At 45.3% G+C, this 15,784-nt stretch carries 13 protein-coding genes; 5 read left to right on the forward strand and 8 right to left on the reverse strand.

What is annotated here, in order from left to right; all coding sequences use genetic code 11:
- Positions 1–603: substrate-binding domain-containing protein (locus RH89_RS17025; RefSeq protein WP_004404688.1), on the reverse strand; the 603-nt coding region annotated here is incomplete at its 3' end.
- 948 nt (positions 604–1,551) lie between these two features.
- Here RH89_RS17025 and RH89_RS17030 point away from each other — a divergent pair.
- Entirely contained in the window at positions 1,552–3,870 is a 2,319-nt protein-coding gene (locus RH89_RS17030; RefSeq protein ID WP_004404690.1) for an immune inhibitor A domain-containing protein, read from the forward strand.
- 98 nt (positions 3,871–3,968) lie between these two features.
- Here the strand turns inward: RH89_RS17030 and RH89_RS17035 are convergent, their stop codons facing one another.
- Positions 3,969–4,289 (reverse strand): HI1450 family dsDNA-mimic protein, encoded by a 321-nt coding sequence (locus RH89_RS17035; RefSeq protein WP_004404692.1) that lies wholly within the window; start codon positions 4,287–4,289, stop codon positions 3,969–3,971.
- A 4-nt stretch (positions 4,290–4,293) separates the two neighbouring features.
- A complete protein-coding gene (gene efpL / locus RH89_RS17040; protein ID WP_004404694.1) occupies positions 4,294–4,860 on the reverse strand; it encodes an elongation factor P-like protein EfpL in 567 nt (188 codons plus the stop codon).
- Positions 4,861–5,137: 277 nt separating this feature from the next.
- On the opposite strand from efpL, the gene RH89_RS17045 reads away from it, so the two are divergent.
- Entirely contained in the window at positions 5,138–5,965 is an 828-nt protein-coding gene (locus RH89_RS17045; protein WP_139063306.1) for a nucleotidyltransferase domain-containing protein, read from the forward strand.
- 42 nt (positions 5,966–6,007) lie between these two features.
- On the opposite strand, the gene RH89_RS28790 is transcribed toward RH89_RS17045, so the two are convergent.
- On the reverse strand, positions 6,008–6,538 hold the full coding sequence (locus tag RH89_RS28790; protein WP_004404698.1) for a type IV pilin protein: 531 nt from the start codon (positions 6,536–6,538) through the stop codon (positions 6,008–6,010).
- A gap of 247 nt (positions 6,539–6,785) precedes the next feature.
- Between RH89_RS28790 and RH89_RS17055 the strand changes: the two genes are divergently transcribed.
- On the forward strand, positions 6,786–8,846 hold the full coding sequence (locus tag RH89_RS17055) for an EAL domain-containing protein (RefSeq protein WP_038146511.1): 2,061 nt from the start codon (positions 6,786–6,788) through the stop codon (positions 8,844–8,846).
- Between the two features lie 21 nt (positions 8,847–8,867).
- Here the strand turns inward: RH89_RS17055 and RH89_RS17060 are convergent, their stop codons facing one another.
- The 4 genes from RH89_RS17060 to RH89_RS17075 all read right to left on the reverse strand — a co-directional run bounded on the left by RH89_RS17060 (position 8,868) and on the right by RH89_RS17075 (position 12,772).
- Positions 8,868–10,238: an L-serine ammonia-lyase gene (locus RH89_RS17060; RefSeq protein ID WP_004404704.1), complete on the reverse strand. Its 1,371-nt coding sequence runs from the start codon at positions 10,236–10,238 to the stop codon at positions 8,868–8,870.
- 134 nt (positions 10,239–10,372) lie between these two features.
- Positions 10,373–11,467 carry a succinylglutamate desuccinylase/aspartoacylase family protein gene (locus tag RH89_RS17065; protein ID WP_038146512.1) on the reverse strand — a complete coding sequence of 365 codons (1,095 nt, stop codon included), beginning with the start codon at positions 11,465–11,467 and terminating at the stop codon, positions 10,373–10,375.
- Positions 11,427–12,332 carry a 30S ribosomal protein S6--L-glutamate ligase gene (rimK, locus tag RH89_RS17070; protein ID WP_004404706.1) on the reverse strand — a complete coding sequence of 302 codons (906 nt, stop codon included), beginning with the start codon at positions 12,330–12,332 and terminating at the stop codon, positions 11,427–11,429. Before rimK ends, RH89_RS17065 begins: the two co-directional genes overlap by 41 nt.
- Complete coding sequence (locus RH89_RS17075; protein ID WP_004404707.1) at positions 12,332–12,772, reverse strand: ATP-dependent zinc protease family protein; 441 nt, start codon at positions 12,770–12,772, stop codon at positions 12,332–12,334. The genes rimK and RH89_RS17075 overlap by 1 nt, the downstream gene beginning before the upstream one ends.
- 405 nt (positions 12,773–13,177) lie before the next feature.
- Here RH89_RS17075 and RH89_RS30610 point away from each other — a divergent pair, with 405 nt between their 5' ends.
- Complete coding sequence (locus RH89_RS30610; RefSeq protein WP_139063305.1) at positions 13,178–14,062, forward strand: CHASE3 domain-containing protein; 885 nt, start codon at positions 13,178–13,180, stop codon at positions 14,060–14,062.
- A 17-nt stretch (positions 14,063–14,079) separates the two neighbouring features.
- Positions 14,080–15,774 (forward strand): methyl-accepting chemotaxis protein, encoded by a 1,695-nt coding sequence (locus RH89_RS30615; protein ID WP_050811554.1) that lies wholly within the window; start codon positions 14,080–14,082, stop codon positions 15,772–15,774.
- Positions 15,775–15,784: the final 10 nt, after the last annotated feature.

Raw genomic sequence — 15,784 nt, forward strand, 5'->3', positions numbered from 1 at the left:
AGGTATGGCTAGCCCGGCTTTTTCGAACGCTTTGGTGTTACAGAACATGGTTTGAGCTTCGGCGGTTACCGCCATGCTGTAGCGTACTTTGTCTGACCACACCGGGAATTCGTTTGCCATGGAGAAGATGTCATCGGCGTCGTACCAGCCTGCATCGAACAAGGCGCGATTTGAGTAGTACTCCTCAAGAGGCTCTAACCATCCTGAGCTGATGAACTGACCAAGTGCATGAACCATCATGACATCAGGTTCTGGCGAACCAGCACCGAGTTTCACGGGCATTTCACCCACATATTCAGTTTCTGACTGTTTCTGCAGCTTGACTTTAATGCCCGTGAGTTTTTCAAACAGAGGAAGAACAGGGGCAATTGATTGTGTCCACGGGTGTTCCATTGCGCCGAGCACGATGGTTTCTCCGGCATGAGCTTTCCAGTCTACGTCTGCGGTCAAAAATTTACTTAACATATGATCATGTGCATCTGCCCACGACATTCCCGGTAGCCCAAAAGCCAGAGCAACACTGGCGGCGGTCGAAGTTTTTAAAAATGTTCTGCGGTCCATACCTTTTGGGTAAAGCCCCATTTTTTTGTTTGAACGATCCATATTCAATCTTCCTTTTGCTGTTCAACTTTCCTTAAGTTTTTCTCGACTTCGCACCTTAATCAGGTGGAGGTATGTCAATAAGTATTACTTAACAGCTAATAAGTAATACTGTTAATGACAGTTTAATCATTTGTATAAAAAATGATCAATGGACTTAACTCACAAAACCAGAGTTAAAGTAAGGATTTTTAGAAATGAGACGTTGCCAATGTCGTTGGCTATGGACTTTGACTCCAGACCGAATAGCAGTGGTATAGAGCACCGCTCAAGGTAGAAAAATATCGGGAAGGAAAAGAAAGGCACATTATATTCTCAAATTTCCGTCATTTATTGTAAATATATAAATATGTAATGTAATAACATAACAATAATTTCGGATGTCCAAATTAAAGTTTTTATTTTTATTATCTATTAATTGAATTATTAGTTTCATTTGTTTGAGATCATTATTCAATTATGACAACTTAATTACATGTTGTATTTTTATTAATAAAAATTGAATAAAACGTTTTAGTCTAGAATTATATTCCTTGCTGCCTTTAATGTTACTATTGTTATTAATTCTTATTTTATTTCTTATGATGTTGATTTTTATGATTTAAATTTTAGCTGCCAATCTTGTTGTTAATTATGTTTTTAGTGATTTCTTACTGAAATTTAAATCAACAAAGAACAATAATTCTGATTGTCTTGTTGATTTAATTATAAGTAATAAATGAGTGGTTATTGTTTATAAATTATTTCACGTAGACATGATTTAACATTTGTATTAATTGTTTGTTTCGATTTTGAATAATTGATTTATTCAGAGTTTTTGGGTTTAAGACAGAGATAAGTAATAGAGGCTAAATTGCCCCCTTACTTGCTTATGTCGCCTTTTTAATAAATGGAATTTTGGTTATTCGTTCAAAACCAATCACTTTTAATAAACAGGAAGAAAGGCTTGAAATGAGTTCACGTGCATTACCAATAAAAAGTAAATTGGCAGCAGGGGTATTGACTTCGCTGCTGCTTGGGCTTTCCACCTCCGCGGTGGCTGGTCCGGTGAAATCACACGGTGTCGACTTTGGTGTCGTTAACCAAGATCGCATGATTTCGATGTTGAAAAAGACAGGTGTTATTGCAAAAGACGCTAACGAAACCGAATCGGTTAAGGCGTTGTATCAGTATTTGTCTGCTATTCATGTTCAAAAGCCAGAAGAAGGCGAACTTGCTTCTTATGAAGAGAAGCGTAACAAGAGGCTGCTTGGTCTTATGGGTTCGGAATCTTCCAGCAGCGCAGTTCCGGCATCTATCGCTCGTGTTCAGGAAGAGAACGCATGGACAGGACCTGTAACTCAGGACAAGGTACTGGCAATTCTCGTCGAGTTCCCTGACTACCCAGCCAACATGGTGACGCCGGGTGAAACCTCGAATTACTACGAAGACTACACACCAACGCACTACCAAAATATGTTGTTTGGACGAGATGGTTACGTCGGCAGTAACGGTAATAACCTGATTTCTATGGTTCAGTTCTACGAACAGCAGTCAGGTGGTTCCTACACGCAAATAGGTGGCGTGGCTGGTTGGTACAAAGCTAAGCATCCGGCGGCATTTTACGGTGCACAACAAGGCACGGCCAGAGATGTAAATGCTCGTGATCTGGTTCGTGAAGCGCTTGTGGCTGCGGCGGCAGATCCTAGTGTAAATCTGGGTGATTATGACCTGGAAGATCGCTACGACCTGGATGGCGATGGTAACCTGCGTGAGCCAGATGGTCTGGTTGACCACATTATGATCTTCCATTCTGGTGTCGGTCAGGAAGCTGGGGGCGGTAATCTGGGGTCTGATGCTATTTGGTCTCACCGCTGGAACTTGGGCAAAGTGTTTGCGATTGAGGGTACAACGTCACCATTGCCAAACTGGGGTGGCTCAATGGCTGCGTACGACTACACGATTCAGCCGATTGATGCAGCTGCTGGTGTGGCTGCCCATGAATATGGTCACGATCTGGGGCTGCCTGATGAATACGACACAATCTACGGTGAAGACGAGTGGGGCAGCACGCCTGGTGAGCCTGTTTCTTACTGGTCGATCATGTCTTCTGGTTCATGGGCGGGTTTGATTCCGGGCACAGAACCAACAGGCTTTAGCCCATGGGCTCGTCAGTTCCTGCAAAATTCACTAGGTGGAAACTGGTTACATGGTAAGACGGTCGAGTTCGACCAATTGAATACGTCTCCGCAGTCTGTGGTGTTAGATCAGGCTTCTTCCAAAGGCAGCAATCATGATTACTTGCGAATCAATCTGCCGCCAAAAGTTGTGAAACTGATGGACGTTTTGGGTACTCAGTCTTTTTACTCCCAACGTGGGGACAACCTAAACACCAATATTCAGTTTGATGTTGCTATCCCTGCTGCGACATCCGCGGCTCTGACGTTCAAAGTGAACTACGACATCGAAGATGAATACGACTTTGGACGAATTCTGGTGAACGGCACTCCAATTGCTGGTGACATCACAACGACCTACGATCCGCATGAAATTGGATACGGTATCGGATTTACCGGAGTGTCTGACGGTTGGGTAGACGCAAACTTTGACCTGACAGCCTACGCAGGTCAGACCGTGACCATCACGTTTAACTACCTTACAGATGGCGGTTACGTGAAAAATGGTTACTGGTTTGATGAAGTGAAAGTCACTGCTGACGCACAGCAGGTTGCTCACTACAATGCAGAGTCAGCGCACCCAGAACTGACGTTTGACGGCATGATCCTGAATGATGGTCGCTTTGAACACGAGCATTACTATCTGGCGGAATGGCGTCAACATGAAGGCGTTGATAAGGGGCTGGCACACATCAACCGCAACAATCACATCATGACGTTCGATCCGGGTCTGGTACTTTGGTATGTCGATACGTCTCACACGGACAACGGTGTGTCTTCTCACCCTGGTGAGGGATGGTTAGGTGTTGTTGATGCTGACCGTAACCCACAATTCTGGAGCGATGGCACTCCGGCGACGTCCCGCTATCAGGTACGTGATGCCGCATTCAATACCAAGACAGGTAACCAGATTCATCTTGTCGACCGCAATGGTCTGACTCTGGATGATCCATATGTGGTAGCGAACCCAATGTTTGCGGACTGGGAAGATTATTCCAATCCAATCCGTCCAGCGACAGGTCGTTTAACCCCACATTACGGTATCGTTCTTCAGGTGGTGGATCAGACGGCTGATGGCAGCAGCGCCACTATCAATATGATGAAGCTGTGGTAACAAGATAACGCAGTGGTAATAGCTTAACGCGACAAAAAAAGCCCGCTAACTGTGTTTAGCGGGCTTTCTGTATCTAGTGTATGAAGATGAGACGAGGGTTAGTCTCTTTTCCAAAGCATGTGACAGAACTTATGATCCGGGTCTCGGCTAATCAGCATTCGGGCGAATACGTCATCCAGCTCGTCGCTTTCTTCATTAACTAAGCCTATGCGTACTTCGGCGTAAATTTCTTTATCTACATCGAACCCGACATGTCCGACCCAGTCGTCACCCGTTTCAACCATTTCTGCCGCACCGCGATCTTCAAATTGTGCAGTAAACAGAATTACATCTGCGGGTTCAAGGTTATCGGGCGCCATTTCAAGAAAAATATCGTAGGCAGTATCGATGACATCATCAAAAGAAATTAGGTCTGACATAATGTTACGCTCGGTTCATGTATTTACGTTCAGTGGTGTTAACTACCACGCGATCACCAGTAGAAATGTACTCTGGTACCTGAACGGTCAAGCCTGTGGCAAAACGAGCAGGTTTAGTACGAGCAGAAGCCGAAGCGCCTTTAATGGACGGGTCCGTTTCTTCAATGACCAGTTCAACAGATGAAGGAAGTTCAAGACCTACTGCCTGATCGTTGACCAGAAGAACCTGCAACCCTTGTGTTTCTTCATTAATGAACAGCAGGTCGTCTTCAATCTCGTCCTGCTTAAAGGTGTACTGAGTGTAATCTTCGTTATCCATAAAGATGTACTCATCACCGTCTACGTATGAAAACGCAACATTGCGCTTTGTCATGTCCGCAGTATCAACAACGTCGTCAGACTTGTAGCGCTCATCTACTCGCGCACCATTCGTTAAATCGTTACAACGTAGTTTGTAAATTTTTGCACCGCCACGACCACCTGGAGTCGTGACTTCGATGTCTTTAATCAGAAGCGTTTTGCCGTTAGAAACAATGGCAAACCCTTTTTTTAATTCGCTAGCCTTTGGCATGTCTATTTCCTAAATGTTTTGGTACTCAAGCGCGTTGCCACATCTCTGGCAATTGCTTGGTTTTCAGGCTGAAACTAGCATGAAACCTTATAGGCTAACAACTGCCAAGCGCCTTTCTGCAGGTTTGAATGCTTATATTTTTGGCATTAGTCTAAGCCAACTCGCAACCCATGTTTACTTTGCTGAGCCATATGAGGAAAACTGCCTGAATCGAAAGGGGATTTCATTCACCGGAACCATGGTCTTAATTTGTATCCCCACACTTGATCGAATGGAAATGCTGGGCGAATATATACTGGAGTCTAAAATTCGGAATATTCTTTTGAACACAACCACTTCTCTGCCCGTTATTGACCCTAAAGACGCATTCCAGCCTGATTTTCAACCGGTCATCGACGAAGTTCTCGGCTTTCTCACACGTGGATTAACCTCCAATCTTCACAGCGTATATGTCTTTGGCAGCGTTGCACGAAAAACAGCTAGGGTAGGGCATTCTAATCTGGATATTGTTGTCGTTACTCAACGTCCGCTTTCCGACAAAGAGCACACCATTGTAAAAACCATTAAGTGGCGTTTCTCAAAACAATACAACCACCTGATAACAGGCATTCAGTTTCAGTTTGGCACTATGCCTGAAATTCTCAGCCTTGATGGGATTTTTACCTGGGGCTTTATGCTCCGTCACTGCTGTGTTTGTGTTCATGGGGAAGATTTATCTCAGAGCTTCGGAGATTTTGAACCCAGTTGGGAAATTGCCAAGCACTGGAATATGGATGTTGGTGATTGGGTCACGCTCTATAGAGATAAGATTGCTAAGTCGCATTCGGATACCGAAACACGCTACCTGCAAAAGATCATTGCCAAGAAACTGCTCAGAGCCAGCTATTCGCTGATCATGTACAAGGATAAGCAGTGGATTGAAAACCCGGTGGAGTGTGGGAAACACTTTTTGCGTTTTTATCCCAAGAAAAAGGTTGAGGTACAAAGACTGGTTATCTTGCTTCAGGGTAAACCCGTTCCCAAGCGATCGATAATTGGTATTTTGGATGGATTCGGCAAGTGGCTGGTTAAAGCCTACGATAAAACCGAATTCAGAATTGGTTAAAGCAAAGACGCCACTCCTCGGAGTGGCGTTTTAGCTTCTAAGTTAGCAACCTTTGAAATTCGACTTTGTTCGGTAGCTCTGGTGAGCTGGCTTAGATGAGATTTCTATGTAGCAATTGTTTTCACGTATGACTTCTGGAGTCATATCCGATATTTTTTCTCCGTCCATTTTATGATGCCAGAAGATTACGGATTTCACTTTATCATCTTCGTCACCGGTGCCTTCCTTAAAGCCATTTTCATTTTTGTTTTTGGTCGTGACATTTTTGTAGGCGAGTTTCGTACTCATTGCTCTGTCTAAGTTTTTTGCGTCTAGGTAAGGCATTAAACCTGATAGCTTGAACTCTTTGCCATTAAAACGTATTACGCTGTTCTTTTCTTTTTTCTCCAGCATCGCCTGTCCGGTAATATTCTTCGCAGCAGAATTCCAGGCCGTTTCAGCAGATATTAATGTTTCTCTTTTTGCATGAGAACTTACCTCAGTAAACTTAGGTAACGCAGCGGCAGAAAGAATTCCCATGATAGCGACAACAATGACCAGTTCGATGAGTGAGAAACCGTTTTGGCGGCTCATATTAAATTACTCCAGCAGTGTGTGATTAGAATGCGTGCAAAGCATATTGTTTTACGTAATACCTTGTCAATATAAATTTAATGTAAAACCTTTTTGTGAAGTTATGAGAACGCTTGATGTTTCAGGAGAAGCTCGGAGCGTCTCAACTTCGGGAAAGCGTTGCTACATTGCCATGTGCTAATGTTAATTGAGGTAGATTTTGCTGAGATCTCACATGCAGCTATGGAATCGGGCAGACAAGCTAAAAATGCTGGTGATTTGGGGGGAGAATGAGTCTTTCACCAAGCATTTGTGGTCTTCTCTGTTGGCGCTGCGGGAAGGTTTATTGTGGATGGTTCCATGTTTAATGTTGTCTTCTCTGATTCTATTCGTCGCGTCTATCGGGGATTTCCTTTACGCCGAGAGACCTTCTTGGGTTGAGGCAAGTTTTACCCTGCACTCAGAGCTGACGGCTATTTTCCCATTCCTTCTGACCGCCGCCATTTCATATATTCTTGCCATGCAATACCGCATGCCACGACCTCCCATAGCACTTCTGTCGATAGCGTACTTAGTGGTGCTGCGCCAGTTGATTCCCGAAGAGAATGTGATGTTGATGTACAGCGTCATCATGGCGATCGTGACTCCTTTGTACTTCATTCCGATCATTAGCTGGCTCGTTAAACAAAAATGGTTCGAGTTGACCAGCCTGGACAGTGCAGGACAGATAGTAAAAGAAACGCTGAATCTCGTTCTGCCCGCTATTGTGGTGGCGGGTATTACCATTCTGATTAATACCGGATTCATTGCTTTTGTATCCAGCATGACGAGCTTTGATTTTCGGTCTCTGGATTATGCAAACGACCCATATTCGTTCGGAATGATCTTCAGCGTGCTGAACTCAGTATTCTGGTTCTTTGGAATACATGGCTATTACGCCTTGCTGCCGATGGTGGAGCTTTTAAATGAAGCCATTGACCTCAATTATTCTGTTGTGATTTCTGGTGGTGAAGCCTTTTACCATATGAATTTATCTTTGATGGGAAGCTTTGTTTTCATCGGAGGGAGCGGCGCCACTTTTTCATTGATCGTTGCCATGCTGGTAATATCAAAGCAGCAATCTCTACGCGTAATTGCTTTAGCCAGTATTCCCATTGCTGCCATCAACGTGAACGAACTTCTTCTTTTTGGACTGCCCATAATATTTAACCCGAGGCTATTGGTGCCATTCATTTTGGTGCCCTTGGTTAACGTTGTCGTGAGCCTCTTTGCCGTTGAAAGTGGTTGGGTCGCGTCTCCTAGTGTATCTCTGCCTTTTAACAGTCCGATTTTGGTTAACGCTTGGATTGCCACTCATGGAGACCTGGCAGCCATTGGACTCCAGCTATTTAATATTTTGCTTGGAGCACTAATTTACGGTCCTTTTGTGTTTGGTTTAGAGCGTTCCTATTCAAAGCACTCAATCTATTTTTCTGCACTGGATACGACCTACACAAGGCGGCAGGAAGAAGCACTGACCCTTAACGATGACCCGATTTCAATTATGCAGGCGAAAGCCAAACAGGAGATCAGCCTGCAAAGTCATCTGGAAAGCATCAGTAACAAAGAGTTCTGCCTTGAATATCAGCCTCAGGTCGATGCTGAAAGCATGGAAATAATTGGCTGCGAGGCGTTAGTCCGAGCCGTAGATAAACATGGAAACATTGAGTATCCAAATCGTTTCTTGCCCTGGCTGGAACAGGCGGGAATGATGAAAGATCTGGATTTGTGGGTGGTTAAGCGCGTCGTCAGTGACATCGACTACTGGATAAGAAAAGACGTGGATTTAGAAGTCAGCATAAACATCACGCCGCAGACACTAATGGATGATCGCATGTTGCAGGAGGTAGAAAGGTTGGTCGTACCTTTTGCCGGAAAAATCCATTTCGAAATCACAGAACAAACGTTGCTGTCTGACAGAAGAAAAATGACTCTGGCACTGAACCGACTTCACCTTCTGGGTGTGAAAATCCATATCGATGATTTCGGAACCGGATTCTCTTCGCTCAGTTACCTTAATAAGTTTGATATCGATGCGATAAAAATCGATCGAAGTTTTGTCATCGCATTAGATACCGAAAAAGGTCTCAAGGTCTTTAACAGCCTGCTCAGTATTGCAGAGGAATTGCAGCTAGATGTGGTGGTTGAAGGGGTAGAAAAAGACACCCAATTGGAAGTGGTTCCTTGCAAATCGGGTGTCTCTGTTCAGGGTTGGTATTTCAGCAAATCCCTTTCTAGAAATGACTTCGTTAATTACTATCTGGAAAACAAATCAGAGAAAAAATACTGATCATAAGTGTCCATTTCAACCTTACTCACAAGGCGGAGCAAGATGAATCATAGCCAGTCCACCCAATGACGTTTCACGGTATTTTTTGTTCATGTCTTTACCGGTTCGATACATGGTTTCGATGACCTTATCTAAAGAGATCAAACATTTGCTGGTGCGTTTGAGCGCCATTCTGGATGCATTGATGGCTTTTACCGCACCCATTGCGTTTCTCTCGATGCAGGGAACCTGAACCAGTCCACCTATGGGATCACAGGTCATACCTAGTGAGTGTTCCATCGCGATTTCAGCCGCTATGCAGATTTGTTCGTTGCTGCCCCCGCGCAGTGCCGTTAGTCCGGCGGCTGCCATAGAAGAGGAGACCCCAATTTCACCCTGACACCCAACCTCGGCACCTGATATCGAGGCATTCATTTTGTAAAGCATGCCTATTGCGCCGGAGACTGCCAGAAAATCACGTATCTGTTTGTTATCTAAAGGTCTCAAGAACTGATGGTAGTACATCAGGACCGCGGGAATGACACCAGCGGCTCCGTTGGTCGGAGACGTCACGACTTGCCCGCCTGCGGCGTTTTCTTCACTCACCGCAAAAGCGAACAGGTTGATCCAGTCCATCACCTCCATTGGGTCGTTTTCTAGCGATGCATTGGCTTCAAGCTTTTTGAGCAGAGCAGGGGCACGGCGCGTCACGTTTAAACCACCATCCAAGATACCTTCCGTTTCGAACCCTTTTTCCATACAGCGGCTCATTACATCCCAAATTTGATCAGCTTTATGATCCAAATCTGCCTTCGAGCGCATGGCGAGTTCGTTTTGCTGAACCAGACCACCTAAACTCAACCCATGCTTGTCCGCCTGCATCAGCAACTCTTCTGCACTATGAAAAGGGTAGGGAATGGCAACAGAATTAGCCGGTTTGGGGTTCTTCAGTTCTTCTTCTGTTTTGATGAACCCACCCCCAATGGAGTAATAGGTTTCACTCGCAACAGGGTTATCGTCTTTATCACAAGCGGTTAATGTCATGCCATTTTCGTGATGGGGTAATGCGTGCTTGTGAAAGAGCATGTCTTTTTCCCGATTAAAGGCGATGGACTGCGTTCCGCATAGCAACAGTAGATCTCGCTTCGCACAGGTTTCAAGCTGCTCATTGGCTTCGGTAATATCAATATTCGCAGGCTCGTAACCCATCAGACCCAATAAAGTAGCCCGGTCGGTGTGGTGACCAATACCAGTGAGAGACAGCGAACCGAAGAGTTCGATCTTCACTCTGGTTATCTTCCCTAAGTCGGGCTGAATCAGTTTGCCAAATTGATAACCAGCGATCATCGGACCGTTGGTGTGAGAACTTGATGGTCCTACACCCACTTTGAAAATATCAAAAATCGACAACATACGCGTTCCACTGTAATTGTTATTAATATGTTAATTGTAATTTTTAGTGACGAGAGTTTCAAAGAAACGGATGAAGATATTCTGTGAAAGGGAGGCAAAAAATCCCGACAGTTGAACTTGCCGGGAGTTTGGAACTAGCTTTGTGAGAGGGTGATTTGACCTGTGGTAATGGTTTCTGAGTCTGCATCACTCACTTCATCTATGTAGCTTTCTACTGTCTGCTCAACAAAATCGGTGTCCTGAGTGAAGTACGCCAAATGGAAAACGGCGTCGCCTTCATTCACCAGCGGCAGAGTTTGCTGACCGATAACAATGCCTTCTTTAGGAGCAATAATTTGGGTTTCAGTGTCTCCCAGAGGCGAGCTGATATAAGCCAGTATCTGGTCTTTTTCTACCTTTTCTCCCAAGGTGACGACAGTTCGAAGCATGCCATCGCTGTTCGCCCGCACCCAGTTTGTTGATTTGGCAATTACAGGTTCCGGGTACTTTTTGCGGCTGACTCTCAACATTCCAGCTGCCTGCATCACTCGCTTGATACCTAGCATTCCTGCACTGATGGAAATGGGTTCGAACCGCAGCGCTTCCCCCGCTTCGTAGGTAAGCGTTGGAATGCCGATTCTTTCCGCTTCGCTGCGCAGAGAGCCATCTCTTAGCGCCGCATCAACAATTACTGGCGTGTTGAATGCTTTTGCCAGACGCAGTGTTTCAGGGTTGCTCAGATTGCCACGGATCTGCGGTAAATTGGTGCGATGAATCGCACCCGTATGCAGATCCAGAATCAGGTCACAACGCTGAGCAATGTTGGTAAAGAATGAGTTCGCCATGCGCGATGCCAGCGACCCTTTCTCTGAACCGGGAAAACAGCGGTTCAGGTCTCGTCTGTCGGGCAGATAACGAGACTTATGAATAAACCCAAATACGTTGACGATGGGCACGGCGATAACCGTGCCTTTCAGTTTGCTAGGATCAAGTACACTGGAGAGCTGGCGTACCATTTCGACACCATTCAGCTCATCACCGTGAATGGCCGCATTCACCATCATGACCGGACCCGCGTATTTACCATTAATCACTTCAATCTGAATCGAAAGTGGCGAATGCGTATAAAGCTTCGCAGCTTCCAGTTCAAATTTCAGTCGCTCACCGGGAGCGACTGTGTAATCCAGCAAATGGAAATCGGAGTTTCTTTTAGCCTTTGCCACGAGTTTTTGTTCCTTTTGAAGACGCATTTTTCTCAATGAAATCCACAATCATGCCAGCCACGTCTTTGCCAGTTGCTTTCTCAATACCTTCCAGACCCGGAGAAGAGTTAACCTCCATCACCAAAGGTCCACGCTCTGAGCGAAGCAGATCAACACCAGCCACATTCAGCCCCATAGCTTTCGCCGCAGCTACTGCTGTTTTGCGCTCTTCTGGGGTGATCTTCACCAGTGAAGCACTGCCACCGCGATGCAGGTTTGAACGGAACTCACCTTCCGCGCCCTGGCGTTTCATAGCAGCAATGACTTTGTCTCCAATCACGAAGCAGCGAATGTCCGCACCACCTGCTTCTTTGATGAATTCTTGCACCATGATGTTGGCTTTTAAGCCCATAAACGCTTCGATAACGCTTTCTGCCGCTTTGCGGGTTTCAGCTAAAACAACACCAATGCCCTGAGTGCCCTCAAGTAACTTAATCACAACGGGCGCACCCCCCACCATATCCAGTAGGTCTTTCACGTCATCTGGTTTGCTGGCGAATCCGGTTACTGGCATCCCGATGCCTTTGCGTGACAACAGTTGCAAAGAGCGCAGTTTGTCGCGCGAACGAGTAATCGCCACAGACTCATTGACCGGAAAGACGCCCATCATTTCAAACTGACGCAGTACCGCAGTGCCATAAAAAGTCACAGACGCACCAATTCTAGGGATCATGGCATCGAACCCTGTCAATTCCTCACCTTTAAAGTGAACTTCGGGTTTTTCGGAATTGATATTCATGTAACAACGCAGTGCGTCGATTACCTTAACCTCATGACCACGAGCTTCACACGCTTCAATAAGACGGCGAGTGGAGTACAAAGATTCGTTACGAGAAAGAATGCCAATTTTCACTATTTTTTCTCCTCAAATGGCACTAAAAATGATTCGGTTGGGTCAACAATGATTCGGTCATGCATGGCGGTTCTGCCCAGTAGCATTCGGAATCTCATGTTCTCTCTGTTGGTTAAGGTCACTTCGATTGACCACTGCTCTTCATTTACTGAGAGAAGCGTTTCAATCACATATCGTTTTTCTTCATGACCGCCTGAGTCGCGCACTATGCGTTCATCAATTACTTTTGCTTCACATATCTGGCTTAGCTCAGTGTTGTTCTGCTCTGGATGCATCCAAAACCGAACCCAAAGCGCATGATTTTTGGTGAACGTTTCCAACTTATAAGCGTGGAGGCATGAAGTTCGCGCACCTGTGTCTATTTTCGCTTTGATACGATCTAGGCGAAGTTCAGGTAGGCTTAGCACTTCTCGCCACCCTACGATGATCTTCTTTTTCATTTCGATAACTTAGGTCTGAGACCTGTATGTGAATAAAAGGCTGGGAGCAGCCATGAAGCGATGTTGAGGTGCCGTAATATGGGGTTCAACACGCTGCGTTTCCCTGAGCAGAGGAGAGTGAATTGTCCTCTGGGATACTCAGGGAAAGCGAATGTAGCAATTAATTTTTATCCCGTCATACAAACATTTTTGTCGTAAAGAACAAAAATTTTAATACACCAATTTTAGATGAATGAAAACCTAATATTAGGTTTTTCTAAAGTTAAATTCGTAGTCTATAACTTTATCTATAAGCTCAAAAACCCTTATTTCTGTAATGGCAATGAAGGGCAAAAAGATAGAGCGAGTTCCCACTACACTATGCCTACGTAGCGGAATAAAGTTGGTAGGCAAGAGGCTTTAGCTATGTTTAAGAATTTACCCCTATCATTGAAAATATCTTTGGGCACGGGTATTCCCCTTGTGCTTCTTATCTTCCTTTCTGTTGTAGCCTTGAATAGTTCGAAAAGTCAGGACGAATCGGGTTATATGGTTGATCACACACACAAAGTAATCCGACAAGCAATGATGATTGAAGCGGCGGCCGTTGATATGGAAACAGGTATGCGAGGCTTTCTTCTTGCTGGGCAGCAAGAGTTCCTAGAGCCTTATAATAACGGCAGAGCACGCTTTAATGAGTTGGTTAGCAAACTTCAGAACACTGTTGATGACAATCCAGCTCAAGTTCAGCGATTGTCTGAGATTCAAAACAACATAAATGACTGGCTGAACAATGTAACTGAGCCTGCTATTGGACTTCGAAGAGAGATCGGTGATGCCAAGACAATGGACGATATGGCAGATCTTGTTGGGCAGGCGCGGGGTAAAGTTTATTTTGATAAATTCCGTGAACAGATAGCCACCTTCATTGAGCGGGAAAATGAACTTCTTCGCTCTCGCCGCGAATCGACCCGTCAGACGTCTATAGAGGCTTACCAGACCATTTCCGATCTGGAAACCAACAACACATGGGTCAATCACACTCACGAAGTGATTCGACTGTCTCTTGACTTAACTGGCGCTGCAGTTGATATGGAAACCGGAATGCGCGGCTTCCTGCTCGCAGGAAAAAACACTTTTCTAGAGCCATACAATAGTGGTCGGGAACGTTTTTTTGAACTGAGTAAGGCTCTGAAGGAAAAAGTGGGCGATAACCCTATTCAGGTATCTCGAATTATCGCGATAGAAAAAACATCCAGAACTGGAATAAGAACATTACTGAGCCAGCCATTGCAGAAAGGAGACGTGTAAATTCTGGTGCATTAACCATGGATTACATTGCTGATTTAGTGGGGCAGGCGAGAGGAAAGCAATATTTTGATCGGTTCCGTGGGCAGATTGGTCAGTTTATCAGTGAGGAAGAGAAACTCATCATAGAAAGGACCAATGAATCAAAACAGAGCTTTGAAGCGATGAATGTGGCGATCAATGAACTCAACGAGGCATCAAAATGGGTAGAACATACTCATAAGGTCATTGGACAGGCGTTAGATATTCAAGCAGCTGCAGTCGATATGGAAACCGGGATGCGTGGTTACTTGCTAGCGGGAAGACCGGAATTTCTGGAACCTTACGATCAGGGGTTTGAGAATTTCAATCGTATTCTGGATGTTCAAAAGAAAACCGTGAGCGATAACCCCGCACAAGTGCAGTTGTTGGACGAAATCAAAGCCACCATTTCTGAGTGGCGACAAGAAGTAACGGAACCTGCCATTCTACTTCGTTCACAAATTGGTGACGCAAAGACGATGAACGACATGGCGAAGTTGGTGGGAGAAGCTCGGGGTAAAGTCTATTTCGACAAATTCAGAGGTCAAATTGCAGAGTTTATAAATATAGAACAGAACCTTATGGCTAAGCGTCAGGCTACAGCTGACAGTGCAGCGCAAAGTACAAGTTTCACCATTATCGTTGGAACCCTGATAGCCGTTGTTATTGGAGCGATTGTTTCTTGGATTGTACTAAGAAGTATTATGCAGCCCGTTGAGAAAGTTGCCGAAGGGTTAAGCCAGCTTGCCGATGGCGATCTTACGGTGCGCATCAGTGTAGATTCCAATGACGAACTAGGGAAGATGTCTGAGAACTTTAATCAGGCTGTCTCGAAAACCAACGAGGCAATGGCAGAAGTGTTGGTTACTACTAATCAGGTCGCTGAAGGTACTGTGCAGATCGCCAAAACCAGTGAGCAAATGGCCGTGGATTTGGATCATCAGTCTGAACAGGTTGAGCATATCTCCACATCAATCGATGAAATGATGCAAAGTGTTGCTGAAGTAGCAAAACAATCCACGGACGCCACAAACAGCGCAAAAGAAGCGGGTGTAACAGCAAACTCTGGTGGCGATATTGTTCGTAATACCATTCATGGAATGAGCTCTATTAACGAGGCTGTAATGGCGTCCTCGAAGAGTGTGGCAGAGTTGGGTAAACGTGGTGCAGAGATTGGTGACATTATCAATGTGATTAATGACATTGCTGAGCAAACTAACTTGCTGGCACTGAATGCGGCTATTGAAGCTGCACGGGCTGGCGAAGCTGGGCGCGGATTTGCGGTAGTAGCAGATGAAGTCAGAACCTTGGCAGACAGAACGACAACGGCTACAGAGGAAATTGCGCAGTCGATTGAAGCGATTCAAAATGAAACCAAGCTGGCTGTGAATAGAATGGACGCCGGGACGACCCATGTGGAAGAAGGGGTGGAACTTGCAGGAAGGGCGGGCACAAGCCTAGAACACATAGTAGCCGGAGCTGAAGCGGTTGCGAGTATGATTGACAGCATAGCTGCTGCCTCTGAAGAGCAGGCGAATGCGAGCGCTGCGGTACGAGAAAGTGTTGTAACCGTCTCTGAAGTGTCTAAAAACGCCAACAGTCAGGCAAGTGATGCAGCCTCATCTGCCAGAGAGTTGTCCTCTCAAACTGAAAAACTCAAATCTTTGGTGAGTCAGTTTAAAGTGAGCGCGTGATTGATTAGGG

The organism is Vibrio nigripulchritudo ATCC 27043 (assembly GCF_000222685.1).
Taxonomy (GTDB): Bacteria; Pseudomonadota; Gammaproteobacteria; order Enterobacterales; family Vibrionaceae; genus Vibrio; species Vibrio nigripulchritudo.